The organism is uncultured Sphaerochaeta sp., assembly GCF_963676625.2.
Taxonomy (GTDB): domain Bacteria; phylum Spirochaetota; class Spirochaetia; order Sphaerochaetales; family Sphaerochaetaceae; genus Sphaerochaeta.
Window position 1 is genome coordinate 120,417 of record NZ_CAXXYB010000010.1, and the last position, 18,267, is coordinate 138,683.

12 protein-coding genes, 1 tRNA gene and 3 rRNA genes are annotated in these 18,267 nt (G+C 48.9%); 1 reads left to right on the forward strand and 15 read right to left on the reverse strand.

Features of this window, described 5'->3' with window-relative positions; all coding sequences use genetic code 11:
* The first annotated feature begins 635 nt into the window (after window positions 1-635).
* Window positions 636-1,223, forward strand: a complete 588-nt coding sequence (locus tag ACHZBG_RS15960; protein WP_320130458.1) for a DUF1801 domain-containing protein — start codon at window positions 636-638, stop codon at window positions 1,221-1,223.
* A gap of 156 nt (window positions 1,224-1,379) precedes the next feature.
* Here the strand turns inward: ACHZBG_RS15960 and rrf are convergent.
* The 15 genes from rrf to ACHZBG_RS16035 form a co-directional block, all read right to left on the reverse strand.
* A 5S ribosomal RNA gene (gene rrf, locus ACHZBG_RS15965) occupies window positions 1,380-1,493 on the reverse strand.
* An 83-nt stretch (window positions 1,494-1,576) separates the two neighbouring features.
* Window positions 1,577-4,517 (reverse strand): 23S ribosomal RNA (locus tag ACHZBG_RS15970).
* An 88-nt stretch (window positions 4,518-4,605) separates the two neighbouring features.
* Window positions 4,606-4,679 (reverse strand) — tRNA-Ile (locus ACHZBG_RS15975).
* A gap of 139 nt (window positions 4,680-4,818) precedes the next feature.
* A 16S ribosomal RNA gene (locus tag ACHZBG_RS15980) occupies window positions 4,819-6,359 on the reverse strand.
* The 16S, 23S and 5S rRNA genes sit together here with 1 tRNA gene alongside, the layout of an rRNA operon.
* A 323-nt stretch (window positions 6,360-6,682) precedes the next feature.
* Window positions 6,683-7,510, reverse strand: a complete 828-nt coding sequence (locus ACHZBG_RS15985; protein ID WP_320130459.1) for an HAD-IIB family hydrolase — start codon at window positions 7,508-7,510, stop codon at window positions 6,683-6,685.
* Window positions 7,511-7,523: 13 nt separating this feature from the next.
* Window positions 7,524-8,120, reverse strand: a complete 597-nt coding sequence (gene pgsA / locus ACHZBG_RS15990) for a CDP-diacylglycerol--glycerol-3-phosphate 3-phosphatidyltransferase (RefSeq protein ID WP_320130460.1) — start codon at window positions 8,118-8,120, stop codon at window positions 7,524-7,526.
* A 12-nt stretch (window positions 8,121-8,132) separates the two neighbouring features.
* Window positions 8,133-9,647 carry a carboxypeptidase M32 gene (locus ACHZBG_RS15995; RefSeq protein WP_320130461.1) on the reverse strand — a complete coding sequence of 505 codons (1,515 nt, stop codon included), beginning with the start codon at window positions 9,645-9,647 and terminating at the stop codon, window positions 8,133-8,135.
* 88 nt (window positions 9,648-9,735) lie between these two features.
* Complete coding sequence (gene thrS / locus ACHZBG_RS16000) at window positions 9,736-11,484, reverse strand: threonine--tRNA ligase (protein ID WP_320130462.1); 1,749 nt, start codon at window positions 11,482-11,484, stop codon at window positions 9,736-9,738.
* Window positions 11,485-11,849: 365 nt separating this feature from the next.
* A complete protein-coding gene (locus ACHZBG_RS16005) occupies window positions 11,850-12,341 on the reverse strand; it encodes a GAF domain-containing protein (protein ID WP_320130463.1) in 492 nt (163 codons plus the stop codon).
* Window positions 12,338-13,816 (reverse strand): monomeric [FeFe] hydrogenase, encoded by a 1,479-nt coding sequence (locus ACHZBG_RS16010; RefSeq protein WP_320130464.1) that lies wholly within the window; start codon window positions 13,814-13,816, stop codon window positions 12,338-12,340. Before ACHZBG_RS16010 ends, ACHZBG_RS16005 begins: the two co-directional genes overlap by 4 nt.
* A complete protein-coding gene (locus ACHZBG_RS16015; protein WP_320130465.1) occupies window positions 13,809-14,084 on the reverse strand; it encodes a hypothetical protein in 276 nt (91 codons plus the stop codon). The genes ACHZBG_RS16010 and ACHZBG_RS16015 overlap by 8 nt, the downstream gene beginning before the upstream one ends.
* Before the next feature lie 28 nt (window positions 14,085-14,112).
* Window positions 14,113-15,306, reverse strand: coding sequence for a SpoIIE family protein phosphatase (locus ACHZBG_RS16020; RefSeq protein ID WP_320130466.1), 1,194 nt, complete (start codon window positions 15,304-15,306; stop codon window positions 14,113-14,115).
* Entirely contained in the window at window positions 15,303-17,129 is a 1,827-nt protein-coding gene (locus ACHZBG_RS16025) for a [Fe-Fe] hydrogenase large subunit C-terminal domain-containing protein (RefSeq protein WP_320130467.1), read from the reverse strand. Before ACHZBG_RS16025 ends, ACHZBG_RS16020 begins: the two co-directional genes overlap by 4 nt.
* Before the next feature lie 13 nt (window positions 17,130-17,142).
* Entirely contained in the window at window positions 17,143-17,400 is a 258-nt protein-coding gene (locus ACHZBG_RS16030) for an NAD(P)H-dependent oxidoreductase subunit E (protein WP_320130468.1), read from the reverse strand.
* A 192-nt stretch (window positions 17,401-17,592) separates the two neighbouring features.
* The gene (locus ACHZBG_RS16035) at window positions 17,593-18,264 is read right to left on the reverse strand and encodes a redox-sensing transcriptional repressor Rex (protein ID WP_320130469.1); all 672 of its coding nucleotides are present in this window, start codon (window positions 18,262-18,264) and stop codon (window positions 17,593-17,595) included.
* Between the last annotated feature and the right edge of the window lie 3 nt (window positions 18,265-18,267).

Consider the following 18,267-nt stretch of genomic DNA (forward strand, 5'->3'; position numbering starts at 1 on the left):
GAAATTTGCATGCAATTTTTCTGCAACATCGATAAAAACAAGTAAATATTTTTTTTCAAGCAAAAAATATTTCTTGCAAATGTTTAAAAAAAAGATCCTGATCATGAAAATCTTTGCAATTCTTTCAAAAAATATTTTTCCTTCCCCTCATTAATCTTGGTGAAATTTAAACCCTCACTGTCTTTCTGTATGATATTTTCCAGAAAACAGAATATTGAGAGAAAAATACATTCCTTTTATTCTGGAAACATTAAGATCATCTGTCGCAGTGCATCAATATAACCAGTCATCAGCATTCGTATATATAAGGGTAAGGAATAACCCTATTACTCTACGATGATATTTCCAATAGTTTTTGTCTTTCCATCAATTTCCACCTTCCAGTTCTAAAAAACAGAAACCTTATAAAGAAAGACTCCTTGCCTATAGCACCAAACAAACAATATCAACTCTCATAAAAACAGTATGCAAAACAAACCCAGGCATTTAAGCTCCCTACAGGGAGGCTCCTCCCTATATTGACATCGTAATAAAATGATCTATGATTTTTGAAAGGGATTTCACCAATAAGGAGCTCTTGCAACTTCTTGTTTTCCGATATCTTGAATAGCAAGTCAGGAGGAGTACCTCGCCACATGAACACTCGTAATCCAAAAGTCGATGAATATATAACCAAGGCCAGCAGGTGGCAAAGCGAAATGGCTCACCTGCGCGAAATTCTTCTGGATTGTCAACTCATGGAGGATTTTAAATGGGGTGCCCCGTGTTACACGTTTCAGAATGCCAATATAGCAATTATGCGTGATTTCAAGGATCATTGTGTACTCATACTCTGCAAAGGATCACTGCTGCAAGACAGTGCACACATTCTTGTCAAACCAGGAGAGAACACACAAGCTGGACGTCAAATTCGCTTCACGACCCTGGAAGAAATAATTTCAAGGGAAACAATTCTAAAAGACTATATGCAAGAATCCATTCTAATAGAAAAATCTGATCTGAAAGTAATTCCCAAGGAACATACCGAACTTACCTTCCCTTCTGAGTTTTCAGAGTCCTTGGATGGAAGCCCTTCCTTGAAGCAGGCCTTTAAAGCGTTGACTCCAGGAAGGCAACGAGCATACATCATCTATTTTTCAGCACCCAAGCAATCCAAGACAAGAAAAACCCGGATAGAGAAATATCTACCCTTGATTCTTCAGGGAAAAGGCATGAACGATTGACCAAGCTATAGACGAATCCCCTGAAACCAGGATCCTGCCATTCTCCAATTCATTTTTTTATCGATGTGTCCAGAAATGACAAAAGCGCACCGTAGGGTGCGCTTCTGCTATATATCAATCACATCCCCTGTTGGGGACGGAAAGGGCAAAGAAAAGGCCCGGCGGCTACCTACTCTCCCACGGACGAACCGTAGTACCATCGGCGTGAGAGTGCTTGACTTCCGTGTTCGGGATGGGAACGGGTATATCCACTCTGCTATGGCCACCGGGCCAGCCAACACCTGGGAGCCCGAACAACTCGTTGTGTTCGGACGACCGGCCTTGGCTCTGGGCCTCGGGACTGGAACGATGATATGGTCAAGCCTCACGGATGATTAGTACCGGTCGGCTGAACGCATTGCTGCGCTTACACCTCCGGCCTATCGAACAGGTCATCTCCCTGTTTCCTTCAGCCCGCATCGAGTGCGGGGGGGATGTCTCATCTTGGGGAGGGCTTCCCGCTTAGATGCTTTCAGCGGTTATCCCTTCCGAACGTGGCTACCCAGCGGATGCCGTTGGCACGACAACTGGTACACCAGAGGTTCGTCCACTTCGGTCCTCTCGTACTAAAAGCAGAACCCCTCAGACATCCAACGCCCATGGCAGATAGGGACCGAACTGTCTCACGACGTTCTGAACCCAGCTCGCGTACCGCTTTAATTGGCGAACAGCCAAACCCTTGGGACCTGCTCCAGCCCCAGGATGCGATGAGCCGACATCGAGGTGCCAAACCTTGCCGTCGATATGAACTCTTGGGCAAGATCAGCCTGTTATCCCCGGAGTACCTTTTATCCGTTAAGTGACGGCGCTTCCACGCGCTACCGCCAGATCACTAAGACCTACTTTCGTACCTGCTCGGCTTGTTTGCCTCGCAGTCAAGCCACCTTGTGCCTTTACACTTGCCAGATGATTCCCAACCATCCTAAGGTGACCGTCGCGCGCCTCCGTTACTCTTTGGGAGGCGACCGCCCCAGTCAAACTTCCCGCCTGGCACTGTCCCCGGCCCGGATAACGGGTCGGGTTAGAAAATTGGAAAGGGAAGGGTGGTATTTCACCAGCGGCTCCGCACAGCCTGACGGCCATGCCTCGCGGCCTCCCACCTATCCTACACATCCCTGTCCAAGTCTCCATGCCAAGTTGAAGTAAAGGTTCACGGGGTCTTTCCGTCTAACCACGGGTACCAGGCATCTTCACCTGGACTTCAATTTCACCGGATTTCGCGTTGAGACAGCGCCCATATCGTTACACCATTCGTGCGGGTCGGAACTTACCCGACAAGGAATTTCGCTACCTTAGGACCGTTATAGTTACGGCCGCCGTTTACTGGGGCTTGGATTCGCTGCTTCGATTGCTCTGACAACTCCTCTTGACCTTCCAGCACCGGGCAGGTGTCAGTCCATATACTTCCCATTGCTGGTTCGCATGGACCTGTGTTTTTGGTAAACAGTCGCATGGGCCGTTTCACTGCAACCCCCTTGCGGGGGCCATACTTATCCCGAAGTTACGTATGCATTTTGCCGAGTTCCTTAACGCGAATTCTTCCGTGCGCCTGCGCATTCTCAGCTCGCCCACCTGTGTCGGTTTATAGTACGGGCCCCCAGAGCCTATCCTTAGAGACTGTTTCTCGGCACGACGACTACGCGCACTTCGACCTGCCTAGACAGGTCTCGCTCACGGCTCGCCTCGGCACCCGGATTTGCCTGGGTGCCTCATCGGCTCGCCGCTCCGGCAGGGACTACCGTCGCCCTGCTGCGTTTCGCCCTATGCGTCGTCCCAATCGGAACTCTGGGAGGTGCTGGGATGTTGACCAGCTTCCCATCGACTACGGCTCTCGCCCTCGCCTTAGGGGCCGACTAACCCTTGGGTAGATTACCTTTACCCTGGAAACCTTAGGCTTTCGGCGGACGGGGATCTCACCCGTCTTTTCGTTACTCATGCCTGCATTCTCACTTCCGTCCCGTCCACGGGGGCTTCCGCCCCCGCTTCTTCCGTACACGGAATGCTCTCCTACCGACAGCATCAAGTGCTGTCCCGCGGCTTCGGTGGCGTGCTTAGCCCCGTTAAATTATCGGCGCATGACTACTCGACCAGTGAGCTATTACGCACTCTTTGAAGGGGTTGCTGCTTCTGAGCCAACCTCCTGGCTGTCTGTGCAATCATACTTCCTTTCCCACTTGGCACGCCTTTGGGACCTTAGCCGGCGGTCTGGGCTGTTTCCCTCTTGACGATGGCCCTTATCAGTCACCGTCTGACTGCTGCATATTGTATCGCGGTATTCGGAGTTTGGTTAAGCTCGGTACCCAGTGACGGGCCCTCACCTATCCAGTGCTCTACCTCCGCGACAGTCCGTGCAACGCTAGCCCTAAAGCTATTTCGGAGAGTACCAGCTATTTCCAAGTTTGTTTAGTCTTTCGCTCCGAGCCACAGCTCATCCCAACCCTTTTCAGCGGATTTAGGTTCGGCCCTCCACAGGATTTCACTCCTGCTTCAGCCTGGCCATGGCTAGATCACTTGGCTTCGGGTCTACCGCACGCGACTGAACGCCCTGTTCAGACTCGGTTTCCCTGCGGCTCCGGGACTTCTATCCCTTAACCTTGCCGCATACGGTAACTCGCAGGCTCATTCTACAAAAGGCACGCCATCACCCCTTCGGGCTTTGACCGCTTGTAGGTCCACGGTTTCAGGTTCTCTTTCACTCCCCTCCCGGGGTCCTTTTCACCTTTCCCTCACGGTACTATGCGCTATCGGTAGCTGCCGAGTATTTAGCCTTGGAGGGTGGTCCCCCCAGATTCCGGCAGGATTTCTCGTGTCCCGCCGTACTCAGGTTGCGTGGCCATGCAGCCGAAAGGGTTTCGCGTACGGGGCTTTCACCCGCTCTGGCCGGCCTTCCCAGGACCGTTCCGCTACCCTTCCGGTTTTTGACTGCACGGGGCAAGCCCCCGCCACGCCCCTACAACCCCGCGCACCCGAAGGCACGCGGTTTGGGCTCCTCCCCGTTCGCTCGCCGCTACTGGGGGAATCTCGTTTGATTTCTACTCCCGCTGGTACTTAGATGGTTCACTCCCCAGCGTATACCGCGGACACGCTATTTTGTTCACGTGCCCGCGAATGTCATCAGGACATTCGGGTTACCCCATTCGGATACCCGCGGATCAAAGGGTATTGGCCCCTCCCCGCGGCTTTTCGCAGCTTATCGCGTCCTTCCTCGCCTGGCAGCTCCTAGGCATCCTCCGTGGACCCTAATTTCACTTGACCATATCATTCTTCCAATCCCTACGCTTATTTTGAACTACTATTGCTAGCTTATTCACTGTAAAAAAACCAGTTGCCATTGCAACTGAATTGGGACTGATAAGACTTGAACTTATGACCTCGTGCTTATCAGGCACGCGCTCTAACCACCTGAGCTACAGTCCCGAACTACAGAAATATCAGAGAAGAGAAGAGATTTAGAAAGCATTAGGGATCTTTTGTTCGCAGGACTCTCACCTGCTGGCCAACGGCCTTGGATTGCGGTCCGGGGCTGTGAGAGCCTCGGGCCTGCCTTTCTTGTCAGAAAGGAGGTGATCCAGCCGCACCTTCCGGTACGGCTACCTTGTTACGACTTCACCCCCCTCACCAGGCGTACCTTCGGAACCGCCCCCCCTTGCGGGTTGGGCTGGCGACTTCGGGTACCCCCGACTCGGATGGTGTGACGGGCGGTGTGTACAAGGCCCGGGAACGTATTCACCGCGCCATGCTGATGCGCGATTACTAGCGATTCCAACTTCATGGAGTCGAGTTGCAGACTCCAATCCGTACTGGGACCGGCTTTAAGCGATTCGCTCCGCCTCACGGCCTCGCTGCGCTCTGTACCGGCCATTGTAGCACGTGTGTGGCCCAGGGCATAAGGGCCATGATGACTTGACGTCGTCCCCACCTTCCTCCGGTTTGTCACCGGCAGTTCCGCCTGAGTCCCCACCTTTACGTGGTGGTAACAGGCAGCAGGGGTTGCGCTCGTTGCGGGACTTAACCCAACACTTCACAGCACGAGCTGACGACAGCCATGCAGCACCTGTATACCGGCTGCAAGCAGCTATGCCCTTTCAGGCATATTCCGGTATATGTCAAGCCCTGGTAAGGTTTCTCGCGTACCATCGAATTAAACCACATGCTCCACCGCTTGTGCGGGCCCCCGTCAATTCCTTTGAGTTTCACCCTTGCGAGCATACTCCCCAGGCGGTACACTTAATGCGTTAGCTTCGGTACCGAGGGTCAACCCCCCGCCACCTGGTGTACATCGTTTACTGTGCGGACTACCAGGGTATCTAAACCTGTTTGCTCCCCGCACCTTCGCGTCTCAGCGTCAATACATGGCCAGATGCCTGCCTTCGCCATTGGTGTTCTTCCAGATATCTACAGATTTCACCCCTACACCTGGAATTCCGGCATCCCCTCCTGTATTCAAGCCCTGAAGTTTCCAGCGCGTCCCCCCGGTTGGGCCGGGGTCTTTCACGCCAGACTTGCAGGGCCGCCTGCACGCCCTTTACGCCCAATGATTCCGAACAACGCTCGCCCCCTACGTGTTACCGCGGCTGCTGGCACGTAGTTAGCCGGGGCTTATTCCGGGATTCACGTCATCCCGCGGCCATTCCCTGCCACGGTTATTCCCCCTCCCGAAAAGAACTTTACAACCTCACGGCCTTCATCGTTCACGCGGCGTCGCTCCGTCAGGCTTTCGCCCATTGCGGAAGATCCTTAGCTGCTGCCTCCCGTAGGAGTCTGGACCGTGTCTCAGTTCCAATGTGGCCGATCACCCTCTCAGGCCGGCTACCCATCATCGCCACGGTGGGCCTTTACCCCGCCGTCTAGCTAATGGGCCGCGGACTCATCCCCCGGCGGCGCCGTAGCGCCTTTCCCCGGAGCCCCTTGTGGGGCCCCGCTCGCATCCGGTATTATCCCAGGTTTCCCAAGGCTATCCCGGACCGGGGGGCAGATTGTCCACGTGTTACTCACCCGTCCGCCGCTCTAGGGGCCCGAAGGCCCTTGCCGCTCGACTTGCATGCTTAAAACGCGCCGCCAGCGTTCGTTCTGAGCCAGGATCAAACTCTCCGTCATAGGAATACGGGCCCGAGGGCCCGCTCTTATTCACTTCGATTGTTTGCCCTGTCTTTTCTCGCAAACGAACGTAGCTTCTTTCATCTACCGTTCATCATTTTGAATTGACTGGGAAGCCCTAATGCTTCCTTCGAAAGCTTTCGCTTTCCACGCTCGATCAACAACCGTTTCCGGTAATCATCTTTGCGTATATCTTCTCTTCTCTTCTCTCATATATCTGTAAAAAATCTGTTCGCTGAATGAACTCTGTCGTTCAGCGTGCTCCGATAACATATCAAAATAGAGTGTTTAGTGTCAAGGGTCATTGTCAAACAAATTGACAATTATTCTTTTTTGGCATCAATCAGAGCAGTCGCAATTTGTCTAAACCCTTCTCCACCATGATAATGGGAAACATATAAAGGGAAATCAACCATTTCCTCCTTATGATCCAGGACAGTACCGACACCAAAGGAAAGGGGAATATAGGAAAACATCACCTGGTCATTGGGAGCATCCCCACAATAACAACATTGGTTCTTGAGTGAACTTTCATCAATTCCAAGGATATCAGCGAAAAAAGCAACCGTTCCCTGTCGTTTGTCATACTGACCGAACCAGGCATTTACATGAATGGAACTCACTGCCGTACCTGCACCAAATCGGTGACAGATATTTACAACCTCACCAATCTGTTTTCTGGTCAAGAACGGCGGTTCGCTGCCATGGTCAAAGGCAATATCATACAACCTCGCAAACTGATCACTGGATAACTTTGCCTCGGGAACCTCAGTAAGAACCGCAGAAATAAGCTTTTGGGAACGTTCGGCATAGCCTTGCTGGATGATGGAAGGATGGACATAGTGCTTGATAACCCCATCTTTCCTATAAAGACAGACCGCCCCACTTTCGCTAAGCACTGCCTCAACCGGCCATTGACGCAGATAGGTATCCCCCCATCCTGCAGATCCTCCAGTAACACAAATCACCTTGAACCCATTCTCAGACAAATCCCAGAGCGCCTGCAAGGCGTCCGGACTCAATTTACCCTTGGTAGTAATCGTATCATCCACATCGGTAAGGACATACCTTATCGGTTTGACCTCTTGGGGCGATAACAAGGAAAGGTCCCGCAAAAAAGCGGAACCTTCAAGAGAAACAGGACTAGTCATTATAGCAATATCCTTATTTTGACATCGTCGAAAGACTTCCGTCCCTGACAATGGCCTTGATATAGGTCATAAATGAAGCAACCGAGGCAAACGCAGCCAAGGCAAACAGAACAACAAGAATAGTTTTGAAAGGAACCAACCAAGCAGCTTCACTGAACCAACGGCCAAAAGCAATATACAAAATACCGGCCGCTCCGCTGACAGCATACAAGACTGCCTTGCTTTTTCCCCAAATGTTCGCAGCAACAGGTTTCCCCTTACCCATCATCAACATTCTGACAAAGATAATCGAGAATTCCCTCCACATGATAACAAGGAAAGCCCAGGCTGGCATCACCCCTGCCATCATCAGACAGACAAAATAGGTCAACCGGGAAAAGGTATCTGCAAAAGGATCCATAACCTTTCCCAAATCGGTTACAAGATTGTATTTACGTGCAATTATCCCGTCCAGCAAATCAGTGACCTCCGTAAGGGCAAGCAAAACAATGGTCAATAGAGAAGAAAGGGTTCCCAATTCCGGACCGAACCACAGAGGAAGACTGAAGGATATAAAAAACAAGGGAGCCATTATCAATCTTGATACAGTAAGCTTATTTGGAATATTCATGGAAATCCTTTATTAGCCAAACAGATGGTTGAATTTGTTATCAAGGTACTTTGTGAACAGATTCGCGTCAAGCCTTTTTCCCGTTGTCCTGACAAGCAAATCCATCGGACTATACAGCGATCCTTTCTGATAGATCTCTCTATTCAGATAAGAACCCAACTCCTTCAACTTTCCTCTTCGGAGCAAATCCTCGCTATCCAGTTCCGTATTCAATTTTTCCCAGATCTGTGCCCCATAGAAATTTCCCAGTGCATACGTGGGGAAATAGCCAAAGTCAGCGCCACTCCAATGGACATCCTGCAAAGCCCCTTTACTGCATGTAGGAACCTCGATTCCCAGCAATTCCTTCATTTTCTTGTTCCAGGCCTCGGGAACATCCCTAAGAGCAAGCGATCCATCCAACATGGCCTGTTCCAATTCAAACCTAAGAATAATATGCAAGCTATAGCTCACTTCATCGGCATTGGTACGGATATATCCAGGAGAAACCTTATTGATGGCCTTTACGAATCGCACCAAGTCGATGCCTTCCAGTTGGGAAGGAAAGGTTTTTTTGAACAAGGGAAAATAATGAATCCAGAAAGCTTCGCTCTTTCCGATCATATTCTCCCAAAGCCGACTTTGCGATTCATGCATACCCATGGATGCCCCATTGGCAATGCTTGTCCCCTTTTGTCTCCCCTGGGAGGCTCCCATCTCATACAAGGCATGACCACCCTCATGTACGGAAGAATAGAAAGAATCCATTACACTGGGATCAGTATATCTTGTAGTAATCCGTATATCATCACATCCAAGAGTCGAGGTAAAGGGGTGGACGGATACTGCACAACTCCCCCTGTCAAAATCAAAGCCCATATCGGTAAGAACCCGATTGGCAAAGGCTTGTTGTTTTTCGATGGGATACTCTTTCAATAAAAACGAATCATCGACGTTACGTTGTTCCTGATGTCTCACCAACGAAACCAAAGAAGGCTTAACGCTGTCAAACAGGGCCTTGACCGTCGAAGTCTTCATCCCTTGCTCATAATCATCAAGCAATACATCATATTGGGAAGAACCTTCCTTGGCATAACAAGCAGCTTTCTCCCGAGTCAAATCGATAATCTTTCCAAGATGAGGTTCAAACAAACCCCAGTCATTCTTCTTCCGGGCTTCTACCCAACTTTCATGGGCAAGGGAAGTTTCGATGCTTAAGCCACGGACCAGTTCAAGAGGCATTTTACGCTCTTTTTCCCAGACCCTGAACCGGATCCGAATCAAGGCCTTCTCAAAATCATCATTGCCTTCGCCTTCACCGTGAGTTTCATCGGCACCTAGTTTGGCCAATACCTCACCCATCTCATTCCCACAGGCAAGTTCATGGCTTTCAGTGGAAAGCCAGCCCATTTGCTGGGCCCTTTCGTCCATTCCCTTTTTTGAAGATGCAATTTCCTGATCCCAGGAAAGTACTGCCTCAATATGCTCGAGCATAACCAGTTGGCGATCCATTTTCTCCAATCGGGAAAAAGCCTTGTCCTTCGTCATGAATACCTCCGATAACAACAAAAGCCGGTATTTCTCCGGCTTTTGTCAAACATACTTTACCAAAAAGCCCAACTGCAGGGAATATCCCCTACAGTTGTTCCTTGCTTTCAACCTTGGACTTTACCAAAGCGATGAACTCAGCAGTAGATAAACCATTCTCCTGCTTTCCGTTACGATACCGTACGGAAACCAGATCATCCTGCTGTTCCTTTTCCCCAAGGATAACCATGTAGGGAATCTTCATCTGCTGGGCAGAACGAATCTTCGCATTCATCCTGTCATCACTTAGGTCGGCACTTACACGGAAACCCTCGGATTTTAAGCGAGCCTCGACTTTCCCGGCATAATCGTAAAAAGCCTCACCGACAGGAATTACCTTGATCTGCTCAGGGGCAAGCCATGGAGGGAAAGCCCCCGCATAGTGCTCAACCAGAACACCAAAGAATCTCTCGATGGAACCAAGCAAGGCCCGATGAATCATATACGGTTGCTTCTCCACGCCATCACGGTCCACAAAAGTCATATTGAAGCGTTGGGGCATATTGAAATCAAACTGCACCGTTGAAAGCTGCCATTCACGGCCAATGGCATCCTTGACTTTCAAGTCAATCTTTGGTCCGTAGAAAGCACCGCCGCCTTCATCCACCTCATAGCTCAACCCTTCGGCCACGATAGCCTTGCGCAAAGCCTCGGTGGCATCATCCCATCGAGCAGGATCGCCGACAGCTTTTTCAGGTCGGGTAGACAAATAGGCCTTTATATCCACAAAACCAAAGGAATGAAGCATATACAAGGAGAATCGCAAGACTTCCTTGATCTCATCATCCATCTGTTCGGGAGTGACAAACAAGTGGGCATCATCCTGGGTAAAGCCCCTGACTCGCATCAATCCATGCAAGGCACCGGCCTTTTCATATCGATACACAGTCCCGAGTTCAGCCCAACGGAAGGGCAAGTCCCGATAGGACCGTTTGCTGTTCTTGTAAATCATGATATGGAAGGGACAGTTCATGGGTTTCACATAATAGTCGCTCTTGTCCATCTCCATAGGAGGGTACATACCTTCCTTGTAGAAGCCAAGATGACCACTGGTTTCCCAAAGCCAGGATTTTCCGACATGCGGGGTATAAACCAATTCATACCCGTTTGCGTAATGTTCCTTTCTCCAAAAATCCTCGATGGCAAGACGAACCCTGGCCCCCATCGGATGCCAATAGACAAGCCCCGGACCTGCTTCTTCATGAAGGCTGAACAAATCCAGTTCCTTGCCAAGCTTCCGATGATCTCGTTTCTCCACATCCTCGAGATGTTGCAGATACAGTCTCAGGTCCTTGGGGTTTGCCCAAGCAGTACCATAAATACGGGTAAGCATCGGATTTGACTCCTTACCTCTCCAGTAAGCACCTGCAATACTCATCAACTTAAAGGAATCGCCACGCAATTCCTTGGTGGACTCAACATGAGGACCTCTGCAGAGATCGGTAAATCCCCCCTGATTATACAGGGATACCTCCTCCCCTTCAGGGATTGCCGCAAGCAACTCAAGTTTGTATTTCTGGTCGGCAAAGGCAGCCTTTGCCTCATCCCGTGTTACGACGGTACGGACAAACTTCTTATCCTCTGCAATGATCTTCTTCATCAACGTTGAAATTTCTTCCAAATCGTCGGTTACCAAAGGCCTTGGCAATTCAAAATCATAATAAAATCCATTTTCAATCGACGGTCCGATGGCAATCTGGGCTGAGGGGAACATCTCCAGCACAGCTTCAGCCATTACATGGGCCATCGAGTGACGGATCTTGGAGAGCTTTTCATCTCCCATTTCCTGTTTAGCCATGTCTATCTCCTTTCCACCTTTTCAAAAGGGGCATTCAGTCAAATAAAAAAAACCTTCGTGCTTTCACCCTCCGCTACGTTTCCGTAGTACGGCAAGGACGAAGGCATGAAGGTTCTCATGTTTCCGCGGTTCCACCTTGCTTCCTTTCCGACTCTTTTTCGCCGGAGAAGACGCTTCATGTTCCTGTATCGTAGGAATACGGCATAACCTACTGGGTTTCCCGTTCGATATGCGGCTCAAAAGGGGTTTTCAACGGGCGCTTGCCAGATTCCTCTCAACCAAGGGAATCCTCTCTGTTGCCTCGATACCGTTTACTCGTCTTTCTCAATGCCTTGCAGTAAGAATGCTCACATTAGATAAAATAGTCAAGACCAAAGTCTTTGGGAAAGCAAACTTGCCACCCGTTCCAAAGAAATCTGATCATCTTCGGTAAAGCGGTCCACCAAAGGGCTGTCAAGATCCATGACAGCCACAACCTGACCACAGCAATCAACTATGGGGACAACCAGTTCACTATTGGAGGCTCCATCACAGGCAATATGTCCGGGAAAAAGGTGGACATCCTTCACCAATTGGCTTTGACCCGTGGTCGCTGCTTTTCCGCAAACCCCTCTTTCAAAGTCAATGTCAGTACAAGCCACCTTACCCTGGAACGGTCCGAGAACCAAATGTCTTGAAATGCCTTCCCGTACATAGAACCCCGTCCAATTCACCTCAGAAAAATGAGCCCAGAGCAAAGCGGCGACATTGCAAAGATGACAATATCGTCGCTCAAGGCTCCCCTCCCAAGGATCGACAAGGGCTGCAACCTGATCATAAAGAGACAATCCGAGTTGCCCCGTGATGGGAGTTGTCATTTCTTTTCCATCATCTTAAGAGGATCACGCATTGATTTTACCGGAGTCGCCGCATTGTTTCCTCCACGGAGCTTGAGGGCAACCGAAGGTTTTACAATGGTTCCGGGGCCATTGATACAACCCCCTTCACAGCACATCACCTCGATCAAATCCACTTCAGGCGGACGTTTTTCCCAAACTTTCATCATGCGGAACATTTTCTTGTCCACTCCATTTATCGGCATCGTCTGGATTTCAAGATCTTCCTTCAGGCGACTGACCACACAACTGGCAACACCTGTCGTTACGGCAAAGCCCCTGCAATCCTCGAACGTGGAGGTATCACCAAGATCCGCAGCTTCCAGTTCCCTGACATCCACACCTTTTGCCATGAACAAAGAAGCAAGTTCACTGTAGGTAATCACCCCATCGACATCAGCAGACCGGGCACCTTCCACTTTCTTTGCAAGACATGGCCCTATGAATATAGTCTTTGACTCGGGGAAATTCTTTTTGCTTATTTCCGCCGTATATCCCATCGGAGTCCTGGCTGTCGAACGTTTGGTTGCCAAAAAGGGTAAATGCTTGTCAACTATCTCCATATAGGCCGGGCAACAACTGGTAGTCATGTAACCTTCATGGTTCTCTTTCTTGCGGGTCAGTTCCTCCGCCTCATGATCACTGGTCACCTCTGCTCCCTGGGAAACTTCGATAACCCTGGTAAACCCCGAAACCAACAGAGCTTGCTTGATCTGTCCCAAAGTACCCGGAAATTGTCCTTCAATCGAAGGAGCAATCATGGCAGTGACATCGTCTCCTGCCTTGAGCATCTTTACCACGGGAAGGAGTCCCGACCGTTCGACGATTGCACCGAAGGGACAGCTCATTGCACATCTTCCGCAACTGATGCAGTTTTTGTAGTCTATCTCAACATATCCTGCCTCATTTTTCTTTATGGCGTTTACAGGGCAGGCTTCTTCACAAGGCACAGGAATATGCACCACTGCATGGAAGGGACAAACTTCCTTGCACTTTCCGCACCGTATGCAACGATCTTCCTGGATATGGGCTTGTCCATTGAGAAAGGAAATGCAATCCTTCGGGCAGTTGGCCAGACAGGGACGTGCAAAACAGCCTCGGCAGGCATCACTTATGAGGTACCGGTCAGGCGGGCAAGAGGAACAGGCCGTACTGATAGTTGTCAAAATTGGCAACGGAGGAGTATCCTTGGCCAGGACTTCCTTCACATACTCGGTCAAGGGTTTCATTTCATCGTCATATTCTTCGATATTGATTCCGAGCAAAGCCATAATCCTATAACGAATCATTGCCCGTTCCTTGTAGATACAGCAACGAGTCGGAATACGGTCCTTGGGAATAATCGTAAACGGAATCTTATCCGCATCTTGAGTCAGGGTGTCATCAAAAAATTGCTTAAGGACTTCAGTCTGTACTTTTCGTTTGATCAACGTGTACTGATTGTTCAGTTCAAGCATTTACCGCCTCCGCTAATAATTTGCAGAACCTCTCCTGTGTTACATCATCATAGATTTTTTCATTGATCTTGATAAAAGGAGGCTTTACATTCTTGGAAGAATCCTTGGTACTCTTGCACATATTGAGACAAGAAATACCCTCTATATCGCAGTTTGCAAGAACTACTGGATCCAGAAAATCGTTATACAGCAGCAAATCGGCACCACCTTGGACAAAACAGGCAGTTCCTACGCAAATTCTCACTATTACTTTTTCTTTCTTGCTCATACGTAACTCCTCTCTATATTTTATTCCCCTACAAGTATTCTTGCGAGGTTTCTTTCAAGTAATTTATTTCGAGAGCCTTTCGCAGCCTCCCGATTATCGTTCTCCGAATACCAATCTCCACCGGAATGTTTGGATCTTGATGTGCCTCGTTTATCTTGGTTCCGACAATAAAGTGCACCTGGTCACTATCCTGTAAAATCTCCACGAACTTTTTGACAGCATCGTTCGGCAGCTTGTGTATAGGAATTTTTGCCTCAAGCACATTTGCAACTTTACTCAAGGTAAGCATACCTTCGGTTACCAAGTCTATCCCTTCCATGCTGGAGGAAGGCGGAACATCTGGAGACCAGCAGTGCATGTCAACTTTCAGCTTCTTGTCAAACAACCGCGAGACGATCAAGGCTGTGGTTCCTCCACTGACAATCTTTTTTCCCTCGAATTGACAAATCTTCTCCCCCAATAGCTCATCCTTGTCCTTTGTGAACGGGGGACCTGTTACAATAAGCGTTCTCCGGGGAGCCCGAACATAGACTGCAACACACGTAATGTCATCCTTTGAAGCAAGTCCATCCAGGCTATTCGCCTTCTGCACCAAACAAAGTGAGAGATCGTGCGAGGAAATACCTGGATTCCCTTCTATAATTTCCCCAGCATATTTTTTGACTCCCTCGAGTCGCCAACCAAGGGGCAAGGTTTTGCCCAAACCCGCCTGGGTCACCCCATCACTGAACATAAGCAGGCGATCACCTACGGCTATCGTAAAATGGGAACAAGCAAGCTCTTCCCGCTTGAAAGCCCCTTCCCTCATCAGATTAATCCTTTCCCGTTCCCACGAAAGCGATTCCTTTCCCCTGAAATGCAAGGCAAGGGGATTGTCATACTCTACGAGATTCACCTGGATATCCTCCAAGGAAGTATGACGTATATCGGCAATGGTAAAGGTCGAATAGCTAATTTTCCGCTCTTTGCAAACAGGAAGCGTATTCATGATTATCTTTGCCGAATGAGTCAAATCCATTGGACTGAAGCTTAACTTGTGAGCCATATGTGCTGTCAGGCTCGCAAGCACATTGGCTTTTACCCCGCTTCCCAGACCATCACTCAAGGTACAGACAATCTGGTTGCTGTCAGGATTGCGCGATAAAAGGAATACATCTCCCCCTATCTGCTGCCCACTTTTGTATATCTGGGCATAATCGACATCAATGAAAATATCATTCATGAAAAATCCTGTTGTTCATCACGGGTAAACCCATCAATCTCTCCACCCTCAGGAACCTTGAAGGCATCTATCAAACTATTGAGCATAATTTCCGTATCCGCGGCATTTTCCCCTAACAGGGAAGCAATCTGTTGCACTGTTTCCAAACTCTTTTGGATAACATCCTCCGCTTTCTTGACGACAGTCTCCCTTCGAACGGTAGGTGTAGTTACATCCTCGAACAAAGCTCCGACCAATCGTTGCTTTTCTACGGAAAAAAAGGTTACCCGCAAGAACCTATCCTGGTAATGCAGTCGATATTGTTCTGTCTTTGGCTTGGAAAACTGTTCACGGAATTTGTCAAAGAAGGGAACAAAGCGCTCCAAGGGCAAGCCACCGATAAGATCCAGTATCTCTTTCTCCACCATATAATCCACATCACCAAACATATTGAGAAAACCATTGTTGCAGTCAACAATTTTCAGTTGGTCATCAACAATGACAACTCCTATGGGGATGGTTCGCAAAAGGACATCGATTTTATTCTGTGCTTCCTTACGCATCTTGGTTACGCACATTTCGGGTTCTGCCATTCCGTCAAGATAGGCAATGGTCATTTCCCTGCAATTATTATAGCCACACCCACCACAATCCAACTCATCTGACTTATCAACCTTCCCCAACTCTTTCAGCGCTTTCTCGATCTCTTGCTCGGAATGTTTGGCTGGAAGGGCTCCCATCTGGGCACTCAGGCCAACCTGGGGTTCCTTGATAAGCTTGTAGCCTTCGGACAAAAGCAGATCGACAAAAGGAGCGGGAGCCTTGAAGATTTCTCGGTTTTCCTGAATTCTGTTTTTCGTATATCTGCTGGCATACCCTTTCTTGAATGCAGAAGAACGCCCCTTCAGATTTCCGGGTCCGTTGATGCATCCCCCTTCGCAAAAAAGCAACTCCAGGAAATCAGAATCCTTATCCGTACCGAAAGGCGGTAATTCACGAAGTGTTCCGATAACCTGTTCGGAACCGCTGATAGCGACCGCACTGGTCTGGAATGGATTGTTTCCCCATTTCAGGGAGGCTATCATGCCACCTTCCACTGGATAGAAAGTCGATTTACCGGCGGCACAGGGTACAAACGAGGGAATTTCCACGGAATGGCCATCCAATTCTTCCTCGATAGCGGCAAGCTCAATATTCTCCTGGGACAACCAGGCTCGAAGCTCCCCGAAGGTAAGGGCAAAATCAGGATATCCCGGAGTATCATCGGCTTCCACCTTCTTGGCAATGCAAGGGCCGATAAAAACGATCCCGATATCTTCGCCATACAGAGACCTGAGATAGGCACTATGACATTGCAAGGGCGAAGGAACCTTGCTGAGATTAGGAACCAAGGCAGGATAATATTTCCGCACCAATTGCACCACAGTGGGGCAAGCTGTTGAAATCCAGGGGCATTCACCCCCATGCTCCTCGGCATATTTTTCGATACTTGCACTGACCAAGGTAGCTCCGATGGCTGTCTCGCTTATGGCAAAAAACCCCAAACGCTGAAGTGCAACAAGAATTGCATCCACTGAATGAGGAAATTCCGAGGCAACGGAAGGTGCCAAACTGCAATATACCTTTCTTCCACTCTTGAGAAATTGTTGTACCCGGAAAAGGTCATTGCGTATTTTTTTTGCATGGGAAGGACAGGTATCAACACAATGGCCGCAATAAATACAGCGGTCCTTGACCACCACGGCAGAACCATCCTTGACCTGGATAGCCTTGACGGGGCAGGAACGGACACATTTATAACAATCCCTGCATTCGGTCAACTCAGTGTATATTGGATGTATCATTGCAGTTTCCCCCTCAGGGCTTTTCATGCTTGGCAAGTGCTTCAAGGAGCAAGTCTACAACACATTCGCTTTTGACGCCAGAAAAAGCAACATCATCAATTTTCAAATTGGGACCACCAGAACAAGCACCCAGACAAAGGTGACCGATCAATTCAACCTGGTCTTCCAGATGGTTCTCTGAAATATAACTTTCCAGATTTGCAAGCGCCTGTGAATTTCCCCGGGCAAAACAGGAACTCCCCATACATAATTCGACCTTCACCTTTTCCATCACAAACCCCACTTTTATTATGATATGCTAGCAATTTACCGTAAAATAGTCAATAAAATCTTAAATATGAAATTTATAGCGTTTTTACATGTATTTAATTTCATGTTTAACGCATTTTTAAGCAGTTAATATTACTGTTGTTATATTAATAATGGGATAGCAGTATACTATCCCATTTTCTCAGCTTAAAATCTACCACTCATCCATTTCACCCGACAACTCTTCATTGGCCATCTTGCGTCTGACCTTTGCCGACAGAACCGCAAAACTTGTAGCCAAATCCGTCCTTTGGACTACGACATGTTCAGGCAGTTTCAGATCCTTGGGAGCAAAATTCCAAATCGCCAGAATCCCGCAATCCACAAGCAACTCCGCTATTCCCTGGGCTTGAATGGCAGGAACGGCGATGACTCCGATATTCACATGATTTTCCTTGATATATTCCTTCAGACTATCCAAGGGAAAAACAGAAACCTCCCCGAGCTTTGTCCCGCATTTATTTTTATCGATATCAAAGGCGGCAACAATTTTCAGTCCATAGCTTTCAAATCCCTCGTATCGGGAAAGCGCTGAACCAAGATGGCCTGCTCCGATCAGGACAGCATCGGTGGCATTATCCCAACCAAGAGTATGGATGATGGCCTCAATTAAATACGTAATGCTAAATCCAACCTTTGGTTTTCCTTCGATACCTGTACAAGAAATATCCTTTCGTACCTGTATCGGTTTCAAACCAAGTTCATCAGCGAGGGTAGTCGCCGACACCATTTCCTTTCCTTCCTCAAGATACTGCTTTAACAGCCTTAGGTAAGAGGGAAAGCGCTTTATCGTGGGTATAGGTATCCCCCGTCTGTCTTCTTGCATGGC